This window comes from Pseudomonas cerasi, assembly GCF_900074915.1.
Taxonomy (GTDB): Bacteria; Pseudomonadota; Gammaproteobacteria; order Pseudomonadales; family Pseudomonadaceae; genus Aquipseudomonas; species Aquipseudomonas cerasi.
The window spans coordinates 2,700,233-2,720,236 of record NZ_LT222319.1 but is presented as its reverse complement, the minus strand read 5'-3'; the positions used below and the strand labels follow the sequence as shown (position 1 = coordinate 2,720,236).

General features: G+C 58.7%; 19 protein-coding genes, 2 tRNA genes and 3 pseudogenes. 8 read left to right on the top strand and 16 right to left on the bottom strand.

The window, feature by feature from the left end; genetic code table 11:
• The 3 genes and pseudogenes from PCPL58_RS14820 to PCPL58_RS14810 all read right to left on the bottom strand — a co-directional run bounded on the left by PCPL58_RS14820 (position 1) and on the right by PCPL58_RS14810 (position 3,183).
• Positions 1-1,500, bottom strand: a complete 1,500-nt coding sequence (locus PCPL58_RS14820) for a methionine--tRNA ligase (protein WP_065349767.1) — start codon at positions 1,498-1,500, stop codon at positions 1-3.
• Complete coding sequence (locus PCPL58_RS14815; RefSeq protein ID WP_046719352.1) at positions 1,493-1,885, bottom strand: cupin domain-containing protein; 393 nt, start codon at positions 1,883-1,885, stop codon at positions 1,493-1,495. Before PCPL58_RS14815 ends, PCPL58_RS14820 begins: the two co-directional genes overlap by 8 nt.
• 333 nt (positions 1,886-2,218) lie before the next feature.
• Positions 2,219-3,183: pseudogene (locus tag PCPL58_RS14810) on the bottom strand (site-specific integrase).
• A gap of 223 nt (positions 3,184-3,406) precedes the next feature.
• Between PCPL58_RS14810 and PCPL58_RS14805 the strand changes: the two are divergent.
• Positions 3,407-3,871 (top strand): antitoxin Xre/MbcA/ParS toxin-binding domain-containing protein, encoded by a 465-nt coding sequence (locus PCPL58_RS14805; protein WP_065349765.1) that lies wholly within the window; start codon positions 3,407-3,409, stop codon positions 3,869-3,871.
• A 5-nt stretch (positions 3,872-3,876) separates the two neighbouring features.
• Here the strand turns inward: PCPL58_RS14805 and acuI are convergent, their stop codons facing one another.
• A complete protein-coding gene (acuI, locus tag PCPL58_RS14800; protein ID WP_046719349.1) occupies positions 3,877-4,860 on the bottom strand; it encodes an acrylyl-CoA reductase (NADPH) in 984 nt (327 codons plus the stop codon).
• Between the two features lie 49 nt (positions 4,861-4,909).
• On the bottom strand, positions 4,910-5,569 hold the full coding sequence (acuR, locus tag PCPL58_RS14795) for an acrylate utilization transcriptional regulator AcuR (protein WP_044308005.1): 660 nt from the start codon (positions 5,567-5,569) through the stop codon (positions 4,910-4,912).
• Positions 5,570-5,704: 135 nt separating this feature from the next.
• Between acuR and PCPL58_RS14790 the strand changes: the two genes are divergently transcribed.
• The 6 genes from PCPL58_RS14790 (at position 5,705) to PCPL58_RS14765 (ending at position 10,837) form a co-directional block, all read left to right on the top strand.
• Positions 5,705-6,784: an NAD(P)H-dependent flavin oxidoreductase gene (locus PCPL58_RS14790; protein WP_065349764.1), complete on the top strand. Its 1,080-nt coding sequence runs from the start codon at positions 5,705-5,707 to the stop codon at positions 6,782-6,784.
• Positions 6,785-6,885: 101 nt separating this feature from the next.
• Entirely contained in the window at positions 6,886-7,653 is a 768-nt protein-coding gene (gene modA / locus PCPL58_RS14785; protein WP_003370745.1) for a molybdate ABC transporter substrate-binding protein, read from the top strand.
• Complete coding sequence (gene modB / locus PCPL58_RS14780) at positions 7,654-8,334, top strand: molybdate ABC transporter permease subunit (RefSeq protein ID WP_065349763.1); 681 nt, start codon at positions 7,654-7,656, stop codon at positions 8,332-8,334.
• A 3-nt stretch (positions 8,335-8,337) separates the two neighbouring features.
• A complete protein-coding gene (gene modC / locus PCPL58_RS14775; RefSeq protein WP_065349762.1) occupies positions 8,338-9,426 on the top strand; it encodes a molybdenum ABC transporter ATP-binding protein in 1,089 nt (362 codons plus the stop codon).
• A gap of 89 nt (positions 9,427-9,515) precedes the next feature.
• Positions 9,516-10,586 carry a DNA topoisomerase IB gene (locus tag PCPL58_RS14770; protein ID WP_065349761.1) on the top strand — a complete coding sequence of 357 codons (1,071 nt, stop codon included), beginning with the start codon at positions 9,516-9,518 and terminating at the stop codon, positions 10,584-10,586.
• Between the two features lie 165 nt (positions 10,587-10,751).
• Positions 10,752-10,837: transfer RNA gene (locus tag PCPL58_RS14765), tRNA-Leu, on the top strand.
• A 290-nt stretch (positions 10,838-11,127) separates the two neighbouring features.
• Here PCPL58_RS14765 and PCPL58_RS32435 read toward each other — a convergent pair.
• The 8 genes and pseudogenes from PCPL58_RS32435 to PCPL58_RS14725 form a co-directional block, all read right to left on the bottom strand.
• Positions 11,128-11,316 (bottom strand): hypothetical protein, encoded by a 189-nt coding sequence (locus PCPL58_RS32435; protein WP_044308001.1) that lies wholly within the window; start codon positions 11,314-11,316, stop codon positions 11,128-11,130.
• Between the two features lie 262 nt (positions 11,317-11,578).
• Positions 11,579-12,337: a lytic polysaccharide monooxygenase auxiliary activity family 9 protein gene (locus PCPL58_RS14755; protein WP_065349760.1), complete on the bottom strand. Its 759-nt coding sequence runs from the start codon at positions 12,335-12,337 to the stop codon at positions 11,579-11,581.
• 149 nt (positions 12,338-12,486) lie between these two features.
• The gene (locus PCPL58_RS14750) at positions 12,487-12,873 is read right to left on the bottom strand and encodes a VOC family protein (RefSeq protein ID WP_003370733.1); all 387 of its coding nucleotides are present in this window, start codon (positions 12,871-12,873) and stop codon (positions 12,487-12,489) included.
• A 1-nt stretch (position 12,874) separates the two neighbouring features.
• Positions 12,875-13,888: an isopenicillin N synthase family dioxygenase gene (locus PCPL58_RS14745; protein ID WP_065349759.1), complete on the bottom strand. Its 1,014-nt coding sequence runs from the start codon at positions 13,886-13,888 to the stop codon at positions 12,875-12,877.
• Positions 13,889-14,114: 226 nt separating this feature from the next.
• Positions 14,115-14,432 (bottom strand): annotated as a pseudogene (locus PCPL58_RS14740) (cysteine hydrolase family protein); the annotation flags it as partial.
• Between the two features lie 48 nt (positions 14,433-14,480).
• A complete protein-coding gene (gene istB / locus PCPL58_RS14735) occupies positions 14,481-15,290 on the bottom strand; it encodes an IS21-like element ISPsy4 family helper ATPase IstB (protein WP_005741073.1) in 810 nt (269 codons plus the stop codon).
• Entirely contained in the window at positions 15,287-16,309 is a 1,023-nt protein-coding gene (gene istA, locus PCPL58_RS14730) for an IS21-like element ISPsy4 family transposase (protein WP_002551322.1), read from the bottom strand. Before istA ends, istB begins: the two co-directional genes overlap by 4 nt.
• A gap of 85 nt (positions 16,310-16,394) precedes the next feature.
• Positions 16,395-16,721, bottom strand: a pseudogene (locus tag PCPL58_RS14725) (isochorismatase family protein); the annotation flags it as partial.
• 179 nt (positions 16,722-16,900) lie between these two features.
• Here PCPL58_RS14725 and PCPL58_RS14720 point away from each other — a divergent pair.
• Positions 16,901-17,278 carry a YceK/YidQ family lipoprotein gene (locus tag PCPL58_RS14720; protein ID WP_065349758.1) on the top strand — a complete coding sequence of 126 codons (378 nt, stop codon included), beginning with the start codon at positions 16,901-16,903 and terminating at the stop codon, positions 17,276-17,278.
• Between the two features lie 152 nt (positions 17,279-17,430).
• Here the strand turns inward: PCPL58_RS14720 and PCPL58_RS14715 are convergent, their stop codons facing one another.
• The 3 genes from PCPL58_RS14715 to PCPL58_RS14705 all read right to left on the bottom strand — a co-directional run bounded on the left by PCPL58_RS14715 (position 17,431) and on the right by PCPL58_RS14705 (position 19,989).
• On the bottom strand, positions 17,431-17,721 hold the full coding sequence (locus PCPL58_RS14715) for a hypothetical protein (RefSeq protein WP_044307997.1): 291 nt from the start codon (positions 17,719-17,721) through the stop codon (positions 17,431-17,433).
• Positions 17,722-17,975: 254 nt separating this feature from the next.
• Positions 17,976-18,049 (bottom strand) — tRNA-Cys (locus PCPL58_RS14710).
• A 200-nt stretch (positions 18,050-18,249) separates the two neighbouring features.
• Positions 18,250-19,989, bottom strand: coding sequence for a tannase/feruloyl esterase family alpha/beta hydrolase (locus PCPL58_RS14705; protein WP_065349757.1), 1,740 nt, complete (start codon positions 19,987-19,989; stop codon positions 18,250-18,252).
• Between the last annotated feature and the right edge of the window lie 15 nt (positions 19,990-20,004).

Sequence of the window (20,004 nt, the reverse complement as noted above, 5' to 3'; positions counted from 1 at the left end):
TCAGATGGAGTATTCAGCGGCCGGGCCGTTCATCAGCGTGGAGTGGACGCGGGCCTCGGGCAGTCCGAACGCGCTGATGATCTGCGCTGACATGTCCGGAATCAGCGCCTTGCCAAGCACCGCGATGAATGCCGCCAGATGGCTGACCGGACGACCTTCGGCCAAACGCGCGCGAGTGATGGCGATTACGTCCAGCAGCACCTGGGCCATGCGTTTCATCGAAAACTGCGCAGGCTCCGAGGCTTTGCTCCATTGCAAGCGCAGCGCTTCCAGGAGTCCGGCGTCGGCCCCGCAGAGGCCGCTCCACCAGTGGTCGTCACGATTACTTCCAGCGTCCAGCAAGGCCGGGAAAAACTCGCTGAACACCTCTGTCCGCCATGCGAGGAACTGCGCCAGGCGGAAATCACCTTCGCTTTCTTCCGGCGCGATACTCGCCAGATACAGGCGCGCACTGTCGGCGCAGGCTTCACGGGCCAGGTCACCGACCCAGATCGCGTGGTTGCGGCTGGTCGACAGGTTCAGGCCGTCCAGCTTGAGAAACTGATTGGGCATGAAGCGCTGGCGGACCTTGATATCGCGCAGCGCCGACAGTTGTGCCGGGTAGACGATGGCGTGGCTGAACACACAGTCAAAGCCGAGAAAGTGCACCAGCGTGCCCTGCCCCGACTGCCAGTACTGACGAAACAGCTCCGGACGCCCGACGCGGTCGGCGTACTCCCGAAATGCCGCCATATAGCCTGCCAGCCCCATGAACCAGGTGTGCACCCGGCACGAGCCGTCGGCCTGCAGGTCGAGCCCGCCGTCGCCTGGACGCGTGACGCCCCAGTCATGCAAGTGCTCCAGGCTGTCGCGCAACCAGCTGTCGAGCGGCTTGCGCCATGACTGGCCCAGCAGGCGGTCACGCAACTGCGGCTTGAACCCGGCCAGTTTCAGAAACGCGCGATGGACGGTTTTCCATTGCGAGGGCTGACCGCAGAGCTTGCAGCGCAAGTCCGTCATCAGCTCGGCGTCAGGGGCCTGAGCACAGTTCTCGCACTGACTGGCGTCGGACTCGGCACCGCAGTAATTGCAGTTGCCCCGGGCAAAGGCCTCGTAACCCCAGACGTCGCAATCAGGGCAATACGGCTCGCTGGAATCCCGACATTCGATTGCGCCGACATCACGCAACGCACTGAACACCTCACCCACCGCTTCGGCGAACCACGCATTGTCGTGCGGGCGCATCCAGTTGTCGGGCTGTATGTTGATGGCCGCCAGAGAAGCTTCGATACGGTCGGAATTGCGCCTGGCCAGCTCGACCGGGTCGACGCCCTGCTCCAGTCCTTTGCGCAGCATGTAGGACTGGTAGTCGTCGGAGTAGGACACCAGCACACACTCGTGGCCGCGCTGGCGCTGCACGCGCGTAAACACATCAGCGGCCAGAAACGGCCCGGCGATATGGCCTATGTGCAAATCGCCGTTGGGGGTCGGTGGCGTGACGGTGACGATGAACTTACTCATCGAGGCACCCCGTGGTCTCGCTGTGCTGCGCCACGAACGCGTTGACGTAGTTCATGTCCCACCAGACCACATAAAAGTGGAAGTCCTCGGCGGAATCGTTGATGACGTAATGGTTGGTGTGTTTCGGAATGGCGGCGATATCGCCGACGCTGAAATCCATCTCCCTGTCACCGACAACCAGACGCGCACTGCCCTTGATGGCGATGAAGATTTCCTGATCGATTTGTGTGTGTGCTTCGCTGCAGGTGCCCGGACGGACCACGCACCAGCCGCCAGCAAACGGCATCGGATAGCCTTCCCACGGCAGCAGGCGGCTGCCATCCAGACCGTACTCCTGTACCAACGAGTCGAATCGGGTTTTACGGTGTATATCGAACTTTTCCATGCTCAGTCCCGTACGTTTCAAGTGCGGCAAAGCATGAAATTGTTGCCAATTGTTGGCTATCCGATTGCCGGATACCTCAGGGTCGAACTATCCACTTTTTGGATGGCGATCCGCAGGCAGGCCCACCGTCCTATTTTTTTTGACAATGACGGCTATCGATAACGCTGATAACTGAATCGGGAGCGGCGGTGTTAACGTTGCCGGCGATGAACGAACATTTCTCCCGGCCCTGCGAATCCGCGTCGCGATGCCGGTGAATCTCTGCTCTGCTTCATCACTCCTTTGGTTAGATCTTTTAAGCCACCCCGTTTACGCGAGGTGGCTTTTTTTTGCTCAAAGGTCGAACCCGTCCACAACGTTGCGCCGCTCGTTGTCACTGCGCATGTCGTAACTGGCGGTAGTCGAGATGTGCGTGTGGTGCGCGAGCTTCTGGGCAATCGACAGATCGAACTCTTCGATCACCCGGGTGATGAACGAACGTCGAAAATCGTGGGGCATGATGTTCACGCCCACTTGCCGCCCGCGCTGCTTGGCGATGAAGTAAATGGCATGTTTGGTGATTCTGTCGCGGGTGATATGGCTGCCACGGCGGATCCGGTTGAACAGGAACGGGTCATCGCCCTGCCCCGGCGGGAGGCACGACCGGCGCAACGCCAGCCGGTCGTTCAGCGCCTTGAAGGCCCATTCGGGGGCGTACTTGATCAGTTGCTTGTTGCCTTTGCCCAGCACCCGCAGGCTGCGCTCGGCGAAATCGATCTGGGAAAGGTCGAGGTTGACCGACTCGGACTTACGCATCCCCGAGCCATACAGAATGGCAATGATCGCGGCATCGCGACGCCCTTGCGGCCTGGGGTCGGCAGCACAGGCTTCCATCAGCTCGCGAATCAGCGTGCGACGGATGTTGCGGCCCTTGACCAATCGCGTGCCGCTGACCGGTTTGATCGAGCGGATTTTCAACAACTGATCGTGGCTGATCAGGTCGTGCCGCCAGGCTTCGTTCATCACCCCGCGAATAGCGTTCACATACAGCGAGGTGGTATTGGGCGCATAGTCATCCTGACGCAGCGTTGCGACCAGCGCGGTAACGTGGCCAGGTTGCAGGGTGTGCCAGGGAATATCATGAATATCGACGTCAGCCATGCCCAGCCGGTCTGCCGCATCCTGCAGAACGTAGGTCATGGTCAGGCGGCTTGAAGGTGCCAGGCGGTCGAGGTAGAGGCGCAGCGCTTGTTGACGTCGGGCAGCGAAGGCTGGCTGACAATACGTACGTCCTGGTCGGTGTGAGGGTCGTGCGGCATAGGGAGCGACGCCTTTTCTGGTGCAAGCGCGTGCCAACAGCCACGGCGCTTTTCATTCGTATTCAGGCGACCGACTTTAGCACGAGGGCTCTGGCGCGACACCTGCGCTGCAGCGCACCGCCTTCCCGGTCAAGCAACGCCCGGTAACATCCTGCCGCTTGAACGACGCGTCGCCTGGGATAGCCTTGGCCGTCCTTTCCGCCATCGAAGGCCGGCACGCACCTTGATTCCTTCCTCTGCCAGCAAAACAACTGGCCGTCGTGAAGCGGCGGCCAGTTTCTGGTTGCTGACTTACCAGCTCAGTCAGCGCAGCGAAGCCGAACGCCTGACGAACATTCAGGCGGGCTTTGCGCCGCGCTGGATCCGTGCAGTCCGGGACGCGCTGGCCCTTGGTCCCCGGCAAATGGAAGCGCTGTTCAACGCATCGATTTCAACCCTCGAACGGCGCCAGCGCCAGCAGCAGTCACTGGACCTGGTGGCCTCCGAACGCCTGGACCGTGTGGCGATGATTGCCAGCCACGCTCTGCAGGTGTTTGCAACGCCCGAGCGTGCCGGCCAATGGCTGGTTACGCGCAATACGTCACTCGGCGGTCGCACGCCGTTGCAATTATGCGAAATCGGGCTCGGCACGACGCAAGTGCATCGCGCACTGGTCGCACTCGAGTGTGCCAGTGCCGACGCGCCTTGATTCACTCAGCGTGCAGTATCCACCACGATCCGCCCACGAACCTGCCCTGCAATCAATTGCGGCGCGAGGTCGATCACCTCGCTCAGGCCGACTTCACGGCTGATCAGCGGCAGCAACGACATGTCCAGGTCGCTCGCGAGCCTCGACCAGGCTTCCAGCCGGTCCGCGCGCGGGCGGGTCACGCTGTCGATACCCGCCAGCGTGACACCGCGCAGAATGAACGGCGCAACCGAACCCGGAAACTCCATGCCCTGCGCCAGACCACAGGCCGCCACCACGCCGCGATAACGAATACCGGCGCACACATTGGCCAGTGTATGGCTGCCGACAGAGTCGACTGCCGCCGCCCATTGCTCCTTGGCTAGCGGTCGCCCAGGCTGCGAGAGGGTTTGCCGGTCAATGATCTGTGCCGCGCCGAGTTGCTGCAGGTACTCGCTTTCCGAAGCCCGCCCGGTGGAGGCAATGACCCGATAGCCGAGCCTGGCGAGGATGGCGATGGCAAAGCTGCCGACCCCACCATTTGCGCCGGTGACCAGCACATCGCCATGGTCTGGCGTCAAACCGTGCTTTTCCAGTGCCAGGACACTGAGCATCGCGGTATAGCCCGCCGTGCCGATGGCCATTGCCTGTGCCGGCGTGAAGGCCTGCGGCAGAGGAATGAGCCACTCGCTCTTGAGCCGGGCCTTCTGCGCCAGGCCGCCCCAATGCCCTTCACCGACACCCCAGCCATTGAGCAGAACCTTGTCCCCGACCTTGAATTCAGGGGTGTCGCTGGCTTCGACCGTACCGGCCAGGTCAATACCCGGCACCATCGGAAAGCTGCGCACGATCGGGCTCTGACCCGTGATCGCCAGCGCGTCCTTGTAATTGAGCGTGCTGTGCGACACGTCGATCGTCACGTCGCCCGTGGGCAGACGCGCTTCGTCGATGTCGGTCAGATTGACGTGGTAGCCCGCCTCATCCTTGTCGATCAAGATGCCCTTGAACATATGCGCCTCCAATTTAGACTGATCGTCTTTAAATAGCCCTGAAGAGAAATCATTGCGGCAAACCACGAAGGTAGCCGGCAATGAACGTGTTCAATGGTGTAGCGCTTTTGACCAGCCGGGCGCGCAGCACTGCGCCTTCCCAGCCGATCCAGAAAAACGCGGCCAGCTCATCGCAATCAGCGTCTGCAGCCAATTCGCCCATTGATTGCGCAGACCTCAGACAGCCCGCCAGCTTTGACTGCCAGTCCAGCAGCGTCTGTTCCAGTACCTCTCGAAATCCGTCCGGCAAGAGACTGATTTCCTGGCCCAGATTGCCGACCATGCAACCGCGTCGGTAGTCGTGTCGCGCCATACCGCCCTTGGCGCTCTGCACAAAGCCGACCAGTCGTTCCAGTGGCGAAAGCGCCTCATCCAGCAGCCAGCGGTCCAGCCGCTGTGCGAAATAGCGCGCGTACTCATCCAGCACCGCCCGGCCGAAGGCTTCCTTACTGGGGAAATAGTGATAGAAGGAGCCTTTGGGAATGCCGACTTCCTTGAGGATGTAATCCAGCCCTGTGGCCGAAAAGCTCTGTTCGGTGAGCACTTCCAGACCGCGGCGCAACAGCGCCTCGCGGGTCTCGAGGTTATCGCGATCAACCTTCGGAGGCCGGCCGGGACGTCGGGGCCTGGCGAGTGAGGGAGTGGGTAGTGGGATAGTTGGCTGAGTCATGCCCGAATAGTAGACCGATCGTTTTTTATGTCAACCGAATGGCCCTGCCGGCTTGTCGACGCTCGCCGTTGCGTTTGCCATTCACACCATTCTCGCGCTCAATGAGCGTTTGCCGAATGCCTGCCGGAGAATCCCATGAGCCAATGGCCAGATAGCCGAATCATTGACCTGCTCGCCATCGAACTGCCCCTGTTGCAAGCCCCCATGGCGGGCGCCAGCGGATCGCAGATGGCCATTGCTGTGGCTCAGGCTGGCGGCTTGGGGGCATTGCCCTGCGCCATGCTCACCCCTGAAAAAATCGATCAGGAAGTCGCGACGTTCAGACAGCAGACCGGCAACGCCCCGCTGAACCTGAATTTCTTCTGCCATCAGCCTCCGGCCGACGATGCCGAGCGTGCTGAACGCTGGAAGCAGTCGCTCAAGCCGTATTACGAGGAACTGGGTGCCGATTTCGATGCGCCAACACCTGTCTCCAACCGCGCGCCTTTCGACAGTGACAGTTGCACGCTGATCGAACGATTGAGGCCGGAAGTGGTGAGTTTCCATTTCGGCCTTCCGCAGCCATCGTTACTGGATCGGGTCCGGGCCACCGGTGCGAAGATCATCTCGTCAGCCACCACAGTCGAGGAAGCGGTCTGGCTGGAGCGACACGGCTGCGATGCGGTAATTGCCATGGGCTATGAAGCAGGCGGCCATAGGGGGCTGTTTCTCAGCGATCAACTGCACACACAGGTCGGCACCTTTGCGCTGGTGCCGCAAATCGCTGACGCGACAAGCATCCCGGTCATCGCGGCAGGTGGCATTGCAGACGGTCGCGGGGTCGCAGCAGCATTTGTCCTGGGCGCTTCGGCGGTACAGGTCGGAACCGCGTATCTATTCTGCCCGGAAGCCAGCGTCAGCGCCCTGCACCGCCAGGCGCTATACGATGCCTCGGGCAGCCAGACCGCTCTGACCAACCTCTTCACCGGGCGCCCGGCGCGAGGCATCGTCAACCGGATCATGCGCGAGGCAGGCCCCATCAGCCCGCTAGCCCCGGCATTTCCGTTGGCGGGCGGTGCCTTGATGCCGCTGCGCGCGCAGGCGGAAAAACTGGGCAGCAGTGACTTTTTGAACCTCTGGGCAGGCCAGGCAGTCGGTATCAAACATCAGCTGGGGGCCACCGAACTGACGCGGCAACTGGCTGAAAACGCGCTGAAAATTCTGTCTCCGCAATAAAACAGTGCTTTCAGAACAACAGGCTGACGCTATATATTTATCTATATAGCGAAACGCCCTTATCTCGATGGCGTGCGTTTTCATCATCAAGGAGCTGTTTCGTGCGAACGACCACGCTGCGCGCCATTCTCAAGTTCTCCGTGCTGGCCTTTGCCGCCTCTGCTGCAGCCCATGCATCTGCCGACGAAGTGCAGGTCGCCGTGGCGGCCAACTTCACCGCGCCGATCCAGGCGATAGCCACTGACTTCGAGAAGGACACCGGCCACAAGCTGGTCGCTGCGTTTGGCGCTACCGGTCAGATCTATACGCAGATCAAAAATGGCGCGCCGTTCGAGGTGTTCCTCTCGGCTGACGACACGACACCCGCAAAACTCGAGCAGGAAGGCGACACCGTCAAGGGGTCGCGTTTCACCTACGCGGTCGGAACGCTGGCGCTGTGGTCAGCCAAGGATGGTTATGTCGACAGCAAGGGCCAGGTGCTCAAGGCCAATCAGTATCAACACTTGTCCATCGCCAACCCCAAAACCGCTCCCTACGGCCTGGCAGCAACCCAGGTGCTGAGCAAACTGGGCCTGACCGAAGCCACCAAAGCCAAGATCGTCGAAGGTCAGAGCATTACCCAGGCCTACCAGTTCGTGTCCACCGGCAATGCCGAGCTGGGTTTCGTGGCCCTGTCGCAGGTGTACAAGGATGGCAAGTTGACCAGCGGCTCGGCCTGGATCGTACCGGATGACCTGCATGACCCGATCAAGCAGGACGCGGTCATCCTTAACAAAGGCAAGGACAGCGCCGCTGCCAAGGCGCTGGTCGAGTACCTCAAGGGCCCGAAAGCCGCCGCGATCATCAAGTCCTTCGGATACCAGCTGTAAATGCCGCTGGGGAGTGCCGACATCGCGGCGATCTGGCTGACGCTGAAACTGGCGTCGCTGACCACCGTTATCCTGCTGATCATCGGCACGCCCATCGCGCTGTGGCTGGCGCGCACTGATTCATGGCTGAAGGGGCCGATTGGCGCAGTGGTCGCCCTGCCCCTGGTGCTGCCGCCAACCGTTATCGGTTTTTACCTGTTGCTGCTGCTCGGGCCTAACGGTGCGGTGGGTCAGCTTACCCAAAGCTTGGGGATGGGCACGCTGACTTTCAGCTTTGCCGGGCTGGTGATTGGCTCGGTTCTGTACTCGATGCCTTTCGTCGTGCAGCCGCTGCAGAACGCGTTTGCAGCGATCGGCACCCGCCCTCTGGAGGTCGCAGCCACCTTGCGGGCCGGCCCTTGGGACACTTTTTCCCACGTAATTCTGCCACTGGCAAAGCCGGGGTTTATCACCGCGGCGATCCTCGGGTTCGCGCACACGGTCGGCGAGTTCGGTGTGGTGCTGATGATCGGCGGCAACATTCCCGAGAAAACCCGTGTGGTGTCAGTGCAAATCTTCGATCACGTCGAATCCATGGAGTACCTGCAAGCGCACTGGCTGGCCGGCGCGATGCTGGTCTTTTCCTTTCTGGTGCTGCTGGCGTTGTATTCCAGCGGCAAATCCAAAACGGCATGGAGCTGAGTCATGGCGTCGCCGATAGAAGTCCGCCTGCAAATGGCCTACCCGGATTTCACCGTCCGTACCGACCTGAGACTGCCGGGTTCGGGCATTACCGCGCTGTTCGGGCCTTCCGGCTCGGGCAAGACGACTTGCCTGCGCTGCATCGCCGGTCTGGAAAAAGCCGATCAGGGCTTCATCCGCGTTCACGATGAAGTCTGGCAGGACACTGAAAAAGGTATTTTCCTGGCTCCGCACAAGCGGGCGATCGGCTACGTGTTTCAGGAAGCCAGCCTGTTCCCGCATCTGTCGGTACGGGACAATCTGGAGTTCGGGATGAAACGTATCCCGCGCCAGCAGCGCCGCATTCAACTGCCGCAGGCCAGCGAATTGCTCGGCATTGATCATCTGCTAGAACGCAGCCCGGCCAAGCTGTCCGGTGGCGAGCGCCAGCGCGTAGGCATCGCACGCGCGCTGCTGACCAGCCCGCGGCTGATGCTGCTCGATGAGCCGCTGGCGGCGCTGGACACCCGGCGCAAAAGTGAAATTCTGCCGTACCTGGAGCGCCTGCACCGGGAGCTGGACATCCCCATGCTGTACGTCAGCCACGCTCAGGATGAAGTCGCACGCCTGGCGGACCACCTGGTGCTGCTCGACGCAGGCAACGTGCTGGCCAGCGGTCCGATCCACGAAACCCTGGCGCGGCTGGACCTGCCTCTGGCGATGGGCAGTGATGCGGGGGTGGTCATCGAAGGCACGGTCAGCGCCTATGATCACTATTACCAGTTGCTCACCGTGACGCTGCCCGACAGCAAACTGAGCATGCGCGTCGCCCACGTGCAGATGCAGGTCGGCACCCTGCTGCGCATCAAGGTGCAGGCCCGGGACGTCAGCCTCAACCTGCAACCCGATTACCAGAGCAGCATCCTCAACCGCTTGCCGGTCACGGTGATCGAGGAAGCGCTGGCCGATAATTCGGCGCACGTCCTGGTCAAACTGGACGCGGGCGGCACGCCGCTGCTCGCGCGCATCACTCGCTATTCCAGCGACCAACTGAACCTGCACAGAGGCCAGTCACTCTGGGCGCAGATCAAGGCGGTCGCGGTGCTGGCCTGACCTTTCGAAAAAAACCGCCACGCAGCAAATAAACGGCACCACCGTAAAAGGCCGAGGTCAGTGTTTTTAACTGCCTTTGGAACTTAGCCATGCCTGACTCGACTGCCATCAGCCAGCCCGCCAGTGAACTGCATTACGTAGACGACACTCAACCGGGCCTTACACGCAAGGTACTGCGCGGCAAATTCGCGTACTTCGACACTAACGGTCAGCGCATCAAGGACGAGTCGGAGATCAAGCGCATCAACGCTCTGGCAGTGCCGCCCGCCTACACCGAGGTGTGGATCTGTGCCGACCCGTTGGGTCACCTGCAAGCCACTGGCCGCGACGCCCGCGGGCGCAAACAGTATCGCTACCACCCGCGCTGGCGCGAAATACGTGATCAGGACAAATACTCGCGGCTGATCGAGTTCGGCCATGCGCTGCCCAAAGTGCGCAAGCAGATCGAAGCACAGCTCGCCCAGCCAGGCATGGACCGGGAAAAAGTCATGGCGACGGTCATTTCATTGCTGGACGCCACTCTGATCCGCATCGGCAACAGCCAGTACGCCAAGGAAAACCGTTCGTACGGCCTGACCACCCTGCGCAATAAACACGTCGAGGTCAAAGGCGGTCAGATCCTCTTCGAATTCCGCGGCAAGAGCGGCGTCGAGCACAAGGTCAGCGTCAAGGATCGGCGTCTGGCCAACGTGATCAAGCGCTGCATGGAGCTGCCCGGACAAAACCTCTTCCAGTACCTGGACGAAGACGGCGTGCGCCACGCAGTGACCTCATCCGATATCAATGCCTACCTGCAAAGCCTCACCGGCTCGGACTTCACGGCCAAGGACTACCGAACCTGGGCGGCCAGCGCGCTGGCGCTGGCAACGCTGCAAAAACTGCACTGGGAGCCAGAAGCCGACGCCAAACGGCACATCGTCGACATGGTCAAGGCAGTCTCGAAACAACTGGGCAATACCCCCGCTATCTGCCGAAAATGCTACATCCACCCTGCGGTTCTGGAGGGCTTCCTGCTCGGCAACCTGGCCAAACTCCCCCGCTCCCGACAACGCAAAGGCCTGCGCCTGGAAGAAGTCGCCCTGGCAAGCTACCTGCGAATACTGGCTGACAAGGCCGAGGCCGTGGTTAACGATGCGGTGGTGAAAGACAGCAAAGCCTGAGCCGCCCGACCACGGCATCAGCCTTTGCTGCAATAAAATTTCGTAGCCTCATGATTTGCCAAGCATTTCTGACAGACAAAAAAGCAGCGTCTTGCACCCTTTGAGACGCTTTCAAGCTTGCTTCATGGGGGCCGGGTGTATATATTCCCTGCTCTTGGCGCTACCGCCCCGATGGCGAAATTGGTAGACGCAAGGGACTTAAAATCCCTCGTCCTTTGGACGTGCCGGTTCGACCCCGGCTCGGGGCACCACATATATGAAGGGCTTACTGGGCATTTTGCTGGGTAGGCCCTTTTTGTTTTGGTGCGGAAAAATAGTCGTGGTCCGCAACTCCAAAAAACTCCTTTTCCGGCGCTCTGCCGACGAACACCACTCTCCAAATCTGAAGCACTCAAGCACTGCACGCCCTCACCGCGATTAGGGGTCACTCCACGTACGTCAAGTACGCCAAAAAAGTTCATCGCCACCGTGGTTCCATTCAGCGAGATTTCGAGGCAATAGCAGATACCAGGCACGGTCATGTAGATCCCGGCTCTAATGTCTACTTTTCCCTGAATACACTTGTGCAGATTCGATCGACAACAAATGCCATCGCGATCATCCAGCCAAGGAAAAATATTGTCCGTGTGTCGTGATCTAGTCCAGGAATCTCGAACACCAGCCACGCACCTGCGAACATCAGCGGCATAAACAAGGCAAGGGCAAGCAATCGTTCTAAAAGTCGACCCACACTGGAAACTCCACATAAAAAACGTGGGTTGTTTTAAGCCTTTTCATGATGCAAAAAAAGCCCGGCGCTGAGGCCGGGCCTTCTGATCATCAATTTCTTCTCTGCGCAGGCCTTGTAGTATAAGCGGGGGTAATACGTCGCTGGACGCTTGCACCCTACCCTTCACATCCGTCGCCTCACTCTCCGAACGCGGCCACATCTTAAACAGAGCGGATCCAGGAGTCATCAAGGCGCAGAGCTTGCACTGCTGACCGAATGAGCCTTACTCACCAAAATCAACATCAAACGCCTGATAAAATGCTTTATCGGTTTCGGCGACGATCCAAGCAAGAAGAATGACATGATGTCCGTGTTTATCGCTGGGTAATGTTGCTTTTGTAATCTCTGCGGGCTGAAGCTCATCCCGGTGTTTATCAAAAGGACTCAACGGCGAGATATCGCTCCACATCAACCCGTCTTGACCGTCCGCTTTGAAGTGGTTATCACTGACGTAGTTCTTTCCCTGGAAGGCCTCCCGGCTAATGGGTTTGCTTTCATCCCAGCCGTCTTTGGTAATAAACCACCGGTAGCCGCGTGTGACATGTACGGCATGGTACGCCCATCTAACTTCAAACTCGTCTCCACCCGCAACGCTCAACCGAGGCCACTTTTCAGCCGTACCATGACCTTTTTGCGTTATTTCCTCAATGATCCCGACATCCGTCAGGTTCAAGCATTTACGCCGATCATCTTGCCCCCCGCTCAGTATGAGTCCGTCTGGTGGAGGGTTGGCAAGCGGCGGCGCTGGCGCAGGCGGATCGAGATTAATAGGCTCATCGACGCCAGGGAAGTCGTGCGCAAGACCAAATGTCTCGTCTGGAAAGTTTTTGCCTCCTTCCATAGCGACCACCTCCCACTCCAGCAACAGCCCTTTGGATATGGCATAAGAACCACGGGATTCGGGACTGGTTACCATACCGTGTCTGGGTTGTGCGCTATCAGATGTACTCATGTCCATATCCTCAATTATTGAATCAGGCATCCTTTGCCTGTTGCACAATTGAAGACCTGCTTTCATGAACGGAATAGCTAGCAGTTCAGCGAGTAGATTTTTCCGTAAAACCCTGAACCAAGGGTGCGGGAAGCTAACCAAGCCGGCCCGCTCGCCACTCCATACTCGGCAGCAGCGTTTCAGAGCATCACGTTTATGCGAAAGACGTTCTGCTCAGGGTCCAGCAGCACGGCCTGATACCAGTTGTAATAGGTCAGGTACGGTTCCTTGATCAGTTTCGCGCCCTGCGCCACTGCCAGCGGCACCAGTCGGTCCACCTCTGCTTGGTCGGACACGTCGATGTTCAGCAAAAACCTACACCCCGTGCTGCCTGCAAATGCTTCCAGGCCAAGCAGCTCGTACGCATCCAGTGCGTTGAAACCAATGCAGGACTTGCCGGTATCCAGCCCGCGAAAGATTGGTGACCTGATGGCCTCGATTTCGCGAAAGCCGAACAGGTTCGAGTAGAACGTGCTCAGGCGGACGATGTCCTGCGCGAACACGTTGACGTAAGACAGTGAGTTCATATCAGGCCACCTTGCTGCCGCCAAAAGTGGTCTGCTTGACGAACTTGGACAGCAAATGATCGCCTGATGTCACCGGCGCATGCCGAGGCGTGGCGCCAGACTGCAGGCAGCCTGGCAGGCATTGAATTAACGTGTCGTAGTTGGGTTGATGGAAGAACACCAGAGACTGTCGACGGTTGTCCTGCTCGCTGGTCATCGGCGGGTTGACCACTCGATGCAGCGTGGAAATCCACTGGTCGTTGGTCCACTGCATCATCAGGTCGCCAATGTTGACCACAAAACCATTCTCGACATACGGCACATCGACCCACTCGCCTTGACGATTACGTACTTGCAAGCCGCCCAGCGCGTTATCGGGGCGCACGATGGTCAGGCTGCCGTAGTCGGTATGCGCACTCGCGCGTAATTGACCAGCCTCGACTTCGGTCTTGATATCCGGATAACTCAGGCTGCGGAACATGCTGATATGCCGGTCGATCTTGTCATCGAAAAAACATTCATCCAGCTCCAATGCCAGGGCAAACAGGCGCATCAGCGATTGAGCCAATTCGCTCATGGCATCGAAATAGGCCTGATAAGCCTCCTTGAATCCGGGCAGCAGGTTTTGCGCAGGCCAGACATTCGGTGCGAAGTGCGAGCCGGCCTGGGCATTGTGATAATAATCTTCATCCGGCACATCGCTCGGCCCGATTGAGAAAGACTCCTTGAGATCCCCCGGCGCACTTTCCTCCAGAGAATAGGAAAGGCTCTCCTCGGCCACCGCACTGTAACCCCGCACCATCTCCGGGCTGGGCCGATCTACCTTGCGCTTTTCCGACAGCGGCAAATCAAAGAATCGGCGGGTCAAACGCGAGACCCTGTCGATAAGCTCTCCGGGAATCTGATGCTCGGTAATGACCAGAAACCCGATGTCCCTGCACGCCTGATTGACTGCCTTGGCTACGGCAGCCTTACCGTCCGGGTCTTCTGAGAAATAGGGGGCCAGGTTGATAATGGGCACATATTGCAGAGTCATACGGCTGTTTCCTCTCGCTGACACGCTGCTGGAAAGGCTCACCAACAAGGGTGAAGGTCAGCGAGGCAAGGGCAGAAAGCATGCCACTGGAAGAATTCATCGCTCATACAAGCAGTTAGCTGGTTCGACCGTTAAAACCGGATCAAACGGTCTGAAACAGAACGCATGGTTCGAATGCACAGATCTGAAAAACGGGCCAGAATTGCGCACATTCGACCCGCTGTTTTCAGGCGCTTTCAATGCGCTGGATGACGTCGGCAGTCGTTGTCACTTCGCCAAACTCATAGGCAATCGTCGTCAGCGATATTCGCTGTACCTCTTCGGCTGAAACAGCGCCGAACCCGACATCCGGGTAGTCCATTGCAGCGTTGGCGTCGCTCAGGGCGATGACTTTGTATTCTCGATGCACCCCGTCCCTGATCGTGGTTTCACAACACACATTGGTGACCGTACCGCAGACGATGATGGTGTCTACATCCCGCGCACGCAGCACGGTGTCCAGGTCCGTGTTATGAAAGCCGCTGTAAAACAGCTTGTCGACAATTGTCAACGCCAACTAAAAAGTGACCCCCTTCCGTGCTAAATCGCCAACTTAGTTTTGACCCCCCTCGGGTTCATATTTTCGAGCCGGTTCGGCCCGAGAAGATTTGGTTCCTGCTTTGCGCTTGTCCTTGAGTCGATAGCTTTCACCTGTCATCTGCACGATATGGGCATGATGTAACAGCCTGTCCAGCATGGCCGCTGTCAGTGTTTGATCATCCGCAAAGGTTCCGGCCCACTGGGTAAACGGCAAGTTACTCGTGAGGATCAGGCTGCCTTGCTCGTAGCGCTTGGCGACAACATTGAAGAACAGGTTGGCTTCATCACGACCAAACGGCAGGTAGCCGATTTCATCGATGACCAACAACCCAGGGGCCATCACCACACGACTGAAGTATTCCTTGAGCCGTTCCTGGCGGTGCGCAGCGGTCAGTTGCAGCATCAAGTCAGCCGCCGTGACGAAGCGGGTTTTGATACCGGCCATCACTGCCCGGTAGGCCAGGGCGATAGCCAGGTGGCTCTTGCCTACACCACTAGGCCCCAGGAACACGATGTTCTCGGCACGTCCAACAAAACTCAGTGCTGCCAGCTCCTGGAGCTGTGCCCGGGGGACGCCGGTGGCAAACGCGAAGTCGTATTGCTCCAGCGTTTTCACAGCGGGCAGCGCGGCAGTTTTCAGCAGGGCCTGTCGAGAGCGTTCACTTCGGGCATCGGTCTCGGCAGCCAGCAGCTTTTCGAGGAAGTCGGCAAAGCTGTCTTCGCCGCTTGCTGCTTGTTGGGCCAGGTGCGGCCAGTCCACCCCGACGCGCTCAAGCTTTAGCCCCTTGCATAGTTCTGTCAGGCGAGCATGTTGAAGGTTCATGCTCTCACCTCCAGCAGTTGCTCATAAACCGACAGCGGATGCTGCAAGCTCTCGTACGGCAGGACCCGTCCCAGGCGTAGGCCTTGGGCGGGTTGTGGGCGCAGGCTCTGTGTTGGCAGTGGTAATAGTACCTGCTGCTCTTGGGCCAGACGTACCGCCGGTTGAACACCCGTCGTGCCGTGAATCCGCTGATGAGCGACTTCGTCGAGCCATTGGCCGATATGTGCGTTGGCCGTCACCACATCCAGCGTCAGACCCGCACTCTTGAGCGTAGCGGCCAACGGGGTAATGAAACTGCCCTTCAGATACCCGTTGAAGCGCTCAACCTTGCCCTTGGTCTGGGCACGGTAAGGGCGGCAGACCTTGGGAATAAAACCAAACTCATCGGCCAGCGCAGCCAATCGGGGATGCCAACGGTGCTGGCCCTCCCCAAAAGCATCTCGCTCGGTGATGATGGTTCCGGCGTTATCAAACAATGCCTGCTCGGGCACGCCGCCAAAGTAAGCGAACGCCTCCCGAAGCCCTGTCAGCCAGGCTTCGCTGTCCTCTCGCTCGGAGAAACGGACAAAGCTTGCTCGACTAAAACCAAGTGTCGCCACGAACGCCTTAAGCGGCTGACGGCCTCGTCGAATGGTGGTGAAGTCCACCTGTATCTGCTTGCCGGGCAGTGTCTCGAAACGTACCACCGGCTCTTCTGCCTTACGTTTGAAGGGGCGAATATAAGCCTTCAGACGACTGACGCCGCCGCTGTACCCCAATGCCGTGATCTCACGCAGCAGGACGGTCGCCGGAATCCAGTGTGGGCGCGCCGCCTCAATACGCTCGTGCAGGTAGTCCTTGAAGGGGTCGATTTTGCACGGACGTGCGGGTCTCACCTTGTCACTGGGTAGCGACCGGGCCTTTCGCAGGTACTTGCGCACGGTGTTACGCGAAATACCCAGCTCACGGGCGATGAATTTGATGCCATGGCCCTGACGGGCCAACACTTTAATTTCCACAGACTGCTCCTGGGTCAACATATTGGCAGCTCAAAGCCGCCAGTTTTACCCAGGGGGGTCAATTCTAGGTTGGCGTTAGGGGGTCATTTTTACAGTGGCGGTGACAGACAATCACATCACCCGACCGAGGCGCTAGCGCTTCGATGACCTCAACGTCCGGATCATGCCGTGCCAGTATCTGGTCCACATTCGGATAAAGATCACGCATACGCCCGGTATCAGAACCATCGCCGCGCACGATATGGCGAAGATAAACCACCGTCACCTGCGCAGCCCGTGCGGTTTGCAGCAGCATCTGAATGGGCTGGACGATGCCCGCAGTACTTTTTACGTACAACGCCCCGGTGGGCTCACAAAAGACCTTTTGCATGTCTACAACGATGACCGCCGTTCTGCGCGGAATGATCGGCCAGCGGACAAGGGGTTTGCTCATGGGACTTACCTCGATTGAGCCTGACAGGCTGGATAGCCTTGCCAAGCAATAATCGTGCTGTATGTCTTCAGGGCATCTGTATGGAAGAACTGCGCACCGGTCACGCGGCAGTGCAGAGTATGTGCCTCGCGCGACTGAGTTGCTGTCCTAAACGCATCGAAAATACAAGGAGCGTTATTATGAAGCCGAGTTTCGTAAAGCAAAAACCGTCAGGCAGGTTTCATCTGAAAACCCATGGCATGCTACTGCTGGCACTTGCCTTGACGGGGTGCGGAACGATCAACACTACGTTCAGACCCGATTCCGTCGCAGGTGAAAAGCTCACTGACTGGAAATCAAATTGCTCCTCCATTCCGCGCGTTTACAGCGGGGTCATGCTCGATTTCTGTGAACTGAACGCCGAGCCCAAACAGAGTAGCGCTTATCAGAAGACCAATGCGCCCGAGTGGGTTTTACTGGACATGGGCTTATCAGGCATCGTCGATACATTGCTCCTGCCTTACACGATTTATCAGCAAAACCAATACGGTTATATCAACGCAAGCCGCTTTAAATAGCGGCTGAGCTCGGCTTTCGGAACCCATCACTTTCATCGCGCCCGATAAAAAACCCGCAGACGTTAATCTGCGGCGTTTTGAATGGTGGGAGCACAGGTGGGAATCGGATCTGCAGAAACGCCTCAATTGCGCAAAAAGCATCAAACGAAAGCTCAGGAATCCTTGAAGTTCTTCAACTCCATTTTGGCATTGGCTATCAGGTCAGGCGTCATTGGCCTTCCCTGCCTGTCCAGAAGTATCGGGGTGCATGCGCATCGACAGCGCACCCGATTATCCCCTTCCGCCCACCAATCGAGCATCTGCTGCCCCGTGAACAACTCGCCATGTCGTTCGATATGATGCTCCCGACTGGTGGATGTCAACGCGGACAGGTGCATGAATTTCACCGGCATCCCGAGGCGCTCTGAGTCGGCGATGTCGTTCTGCAACTTGCGAATCCGCATTTCATGAAGTTCGGAATCAGAAATTCTACCGACCAAGGCTGAGCCCTCGTTAAGACACACATGAAATTAATAGACCACTCAAGCAACTCACGCCACTTTCCAATCGTGTATGAGCCAGCCCTTTTGTTTGCTGGCTGAGCGCGGTGCCTATGAATGATTTCAGTGTCCCGGAGTTGTCCTGATCAGATGGAAAAAATACAAATCTGCGCCCAATAAAAAACCCCGCAGACGTTAATCTGCGGGGCTTTGAATAGTGGAGGCCGAGGTCGGAATCGAACCGGCGTAGGCGGATTTGCAATCCGCTGCATAACCATTTTGCTACTCGGCCTCAAACGAAAGATGCTTCACTTGAACATCAAACGTGTTTTGATTTCGCGGGAAACCTGTATTTCTTTGGCTTCCAACCCATTGAATCTAAAGGGTTTTTTTCAATTCCTCGCTCAGGAATGGACGCAATTCTGTACTGGTTCGCATGCCATGTCAAGAACGAGGAGAAAATAATTCGCCCACACTGTACCGGGGCAACCGCTACTGCGCCTGACGTTCCAGAGGCGTATACGGTTTGAAGAACCCGCTGCCCATCCATTGTGGTGTTTTTTCCGTGGTCAGCGGCTGGGCGCGCTGGTAGCTGTTTGCGTTTTTCGCGTAGCCCTTGTGGTCGTACTCGGCCATGAACGGGTACGGGAAGACCTTGCGGGTAGGCCCGCGATTGCCCACGTTTTCCTTGACCATGGACGCCGGCAGCGACTGTGCCAGCGGCCTCTGCCTGTTGCCGGCCTTTTCGGGGCCTGCCTGTCGGACAACGATGGCGTCCGGGGCCCGGCTTTTTTCGACCCAGGCCATGATCGGCGTCAGCAGATCGACCAGGCTTGGCCCTTCCCCGCCGCCGCAGTGATAAACGCCGGGCAGCATGTACAGCCTCGAGAATGCCTCGGTGCGGCTCTTGCCCATCTGTGCTTCAAGCGCCTCGTGGTACGCCAGGGTGTTGAGCGGTGAGACGTTCGGGTCGGCCCAGCCGTGCCACAGGATCAGCTTGCCGCCGTGGCTGGCGAATGGCGAGAGATCGGGGTTGGTGGAGTCGTACAGCGCATGCAACGGGCGCAGTTGATCAAAGGTTTTCTCGTCGAAGTTCAGCGCATTCAAATCGAAACTTGCCGGTGGGTTCTTCTCAAACACGACGTTGCGAATAGCCTCCAGCGCGGCCTTTTCACTGTATACCGTCTGATCGGCGCTAACCGGCACGAACACGCCGGCCCAAGCCAATTCCGAACCCGGCTGCGGGCCGCCCAGGGTCAGTCGCTCACCACTGGCAGCGTCTTTCGGACCTTCGTAAAAGCGTCTGACCGTGGCCACCTCCTCTGCGCTCAGGCACGTGGCGGGGTCAGCCGACGCCTTGCATTGCAGCGCGGCGGGATCGAAGTGGCAGATACGCGGATCCGCTATCAGGCCGTCAATCTGTCCGTCCAGCACATCGCATTGGTCAAGTACGGCCTTGTGCAGCAACGGCAGTCGTGAGGCGAGCAGGATAGGCTTGCCGTCTGCCCCTCGGTTGGAGCGCGCCATCCAGCCGTGATACAGGGTTTTCTGCACTTGAAAGTTGAGCGCCGGGGCTCCGGCAATGATGCCGTCGAAATCGTCCGGGTAACGCTGTGCTTCGATCAACGCCTCGCGACCGCCGTCCGAGCATCCACTGAAGTAGGCGTATTCTGCTTTGCGACCATAGAACGCGGCGATCAGTTTCTTCGAGGCCAGCGCAGTGAGGTGCACACCACGATGGGCAAAATCGGCGCGTTTTTGCGGGTCATCACCAAAATGCTCGTCTGCCGCCTGATGGCCCATGTCAGTGGAAGCCACCGCAAAGGCGCCGGCATTCAGGGATGTGCAGCCATCAGCGGCACGCACGGTCGAGTTGACGTTGCCGCACAATCCGCCGCAGCCGACTTGCAGGTAGCGCTGCTCCCAAGTCCCGGTTGGCAGCTCAAGCCTGAAATTGATCTCCGGCGCCAGTTGGCCTTCCACCGCACACACCGCAACACCGTCACGCGTCGATTCACTGGCCGCCAGCACACGACTGCCCTGCCCGCCGATGTCACTGAGTTCCACGCTGCTCAGTGCAGCACAACTGCTGATCGGTTTGACCACTGCAAGCCGGGCCACGTTGTCGGCGGTCGCCGAGGATGCCATACGGGCCAGAGCCGGCGTCTGAATGCTGAGTGAAGTGACCAGCAGCAACAAGGCGTGGGCGTACTTCGGCTGGGAGGGTTTCATGAGAACTCCTGTTCA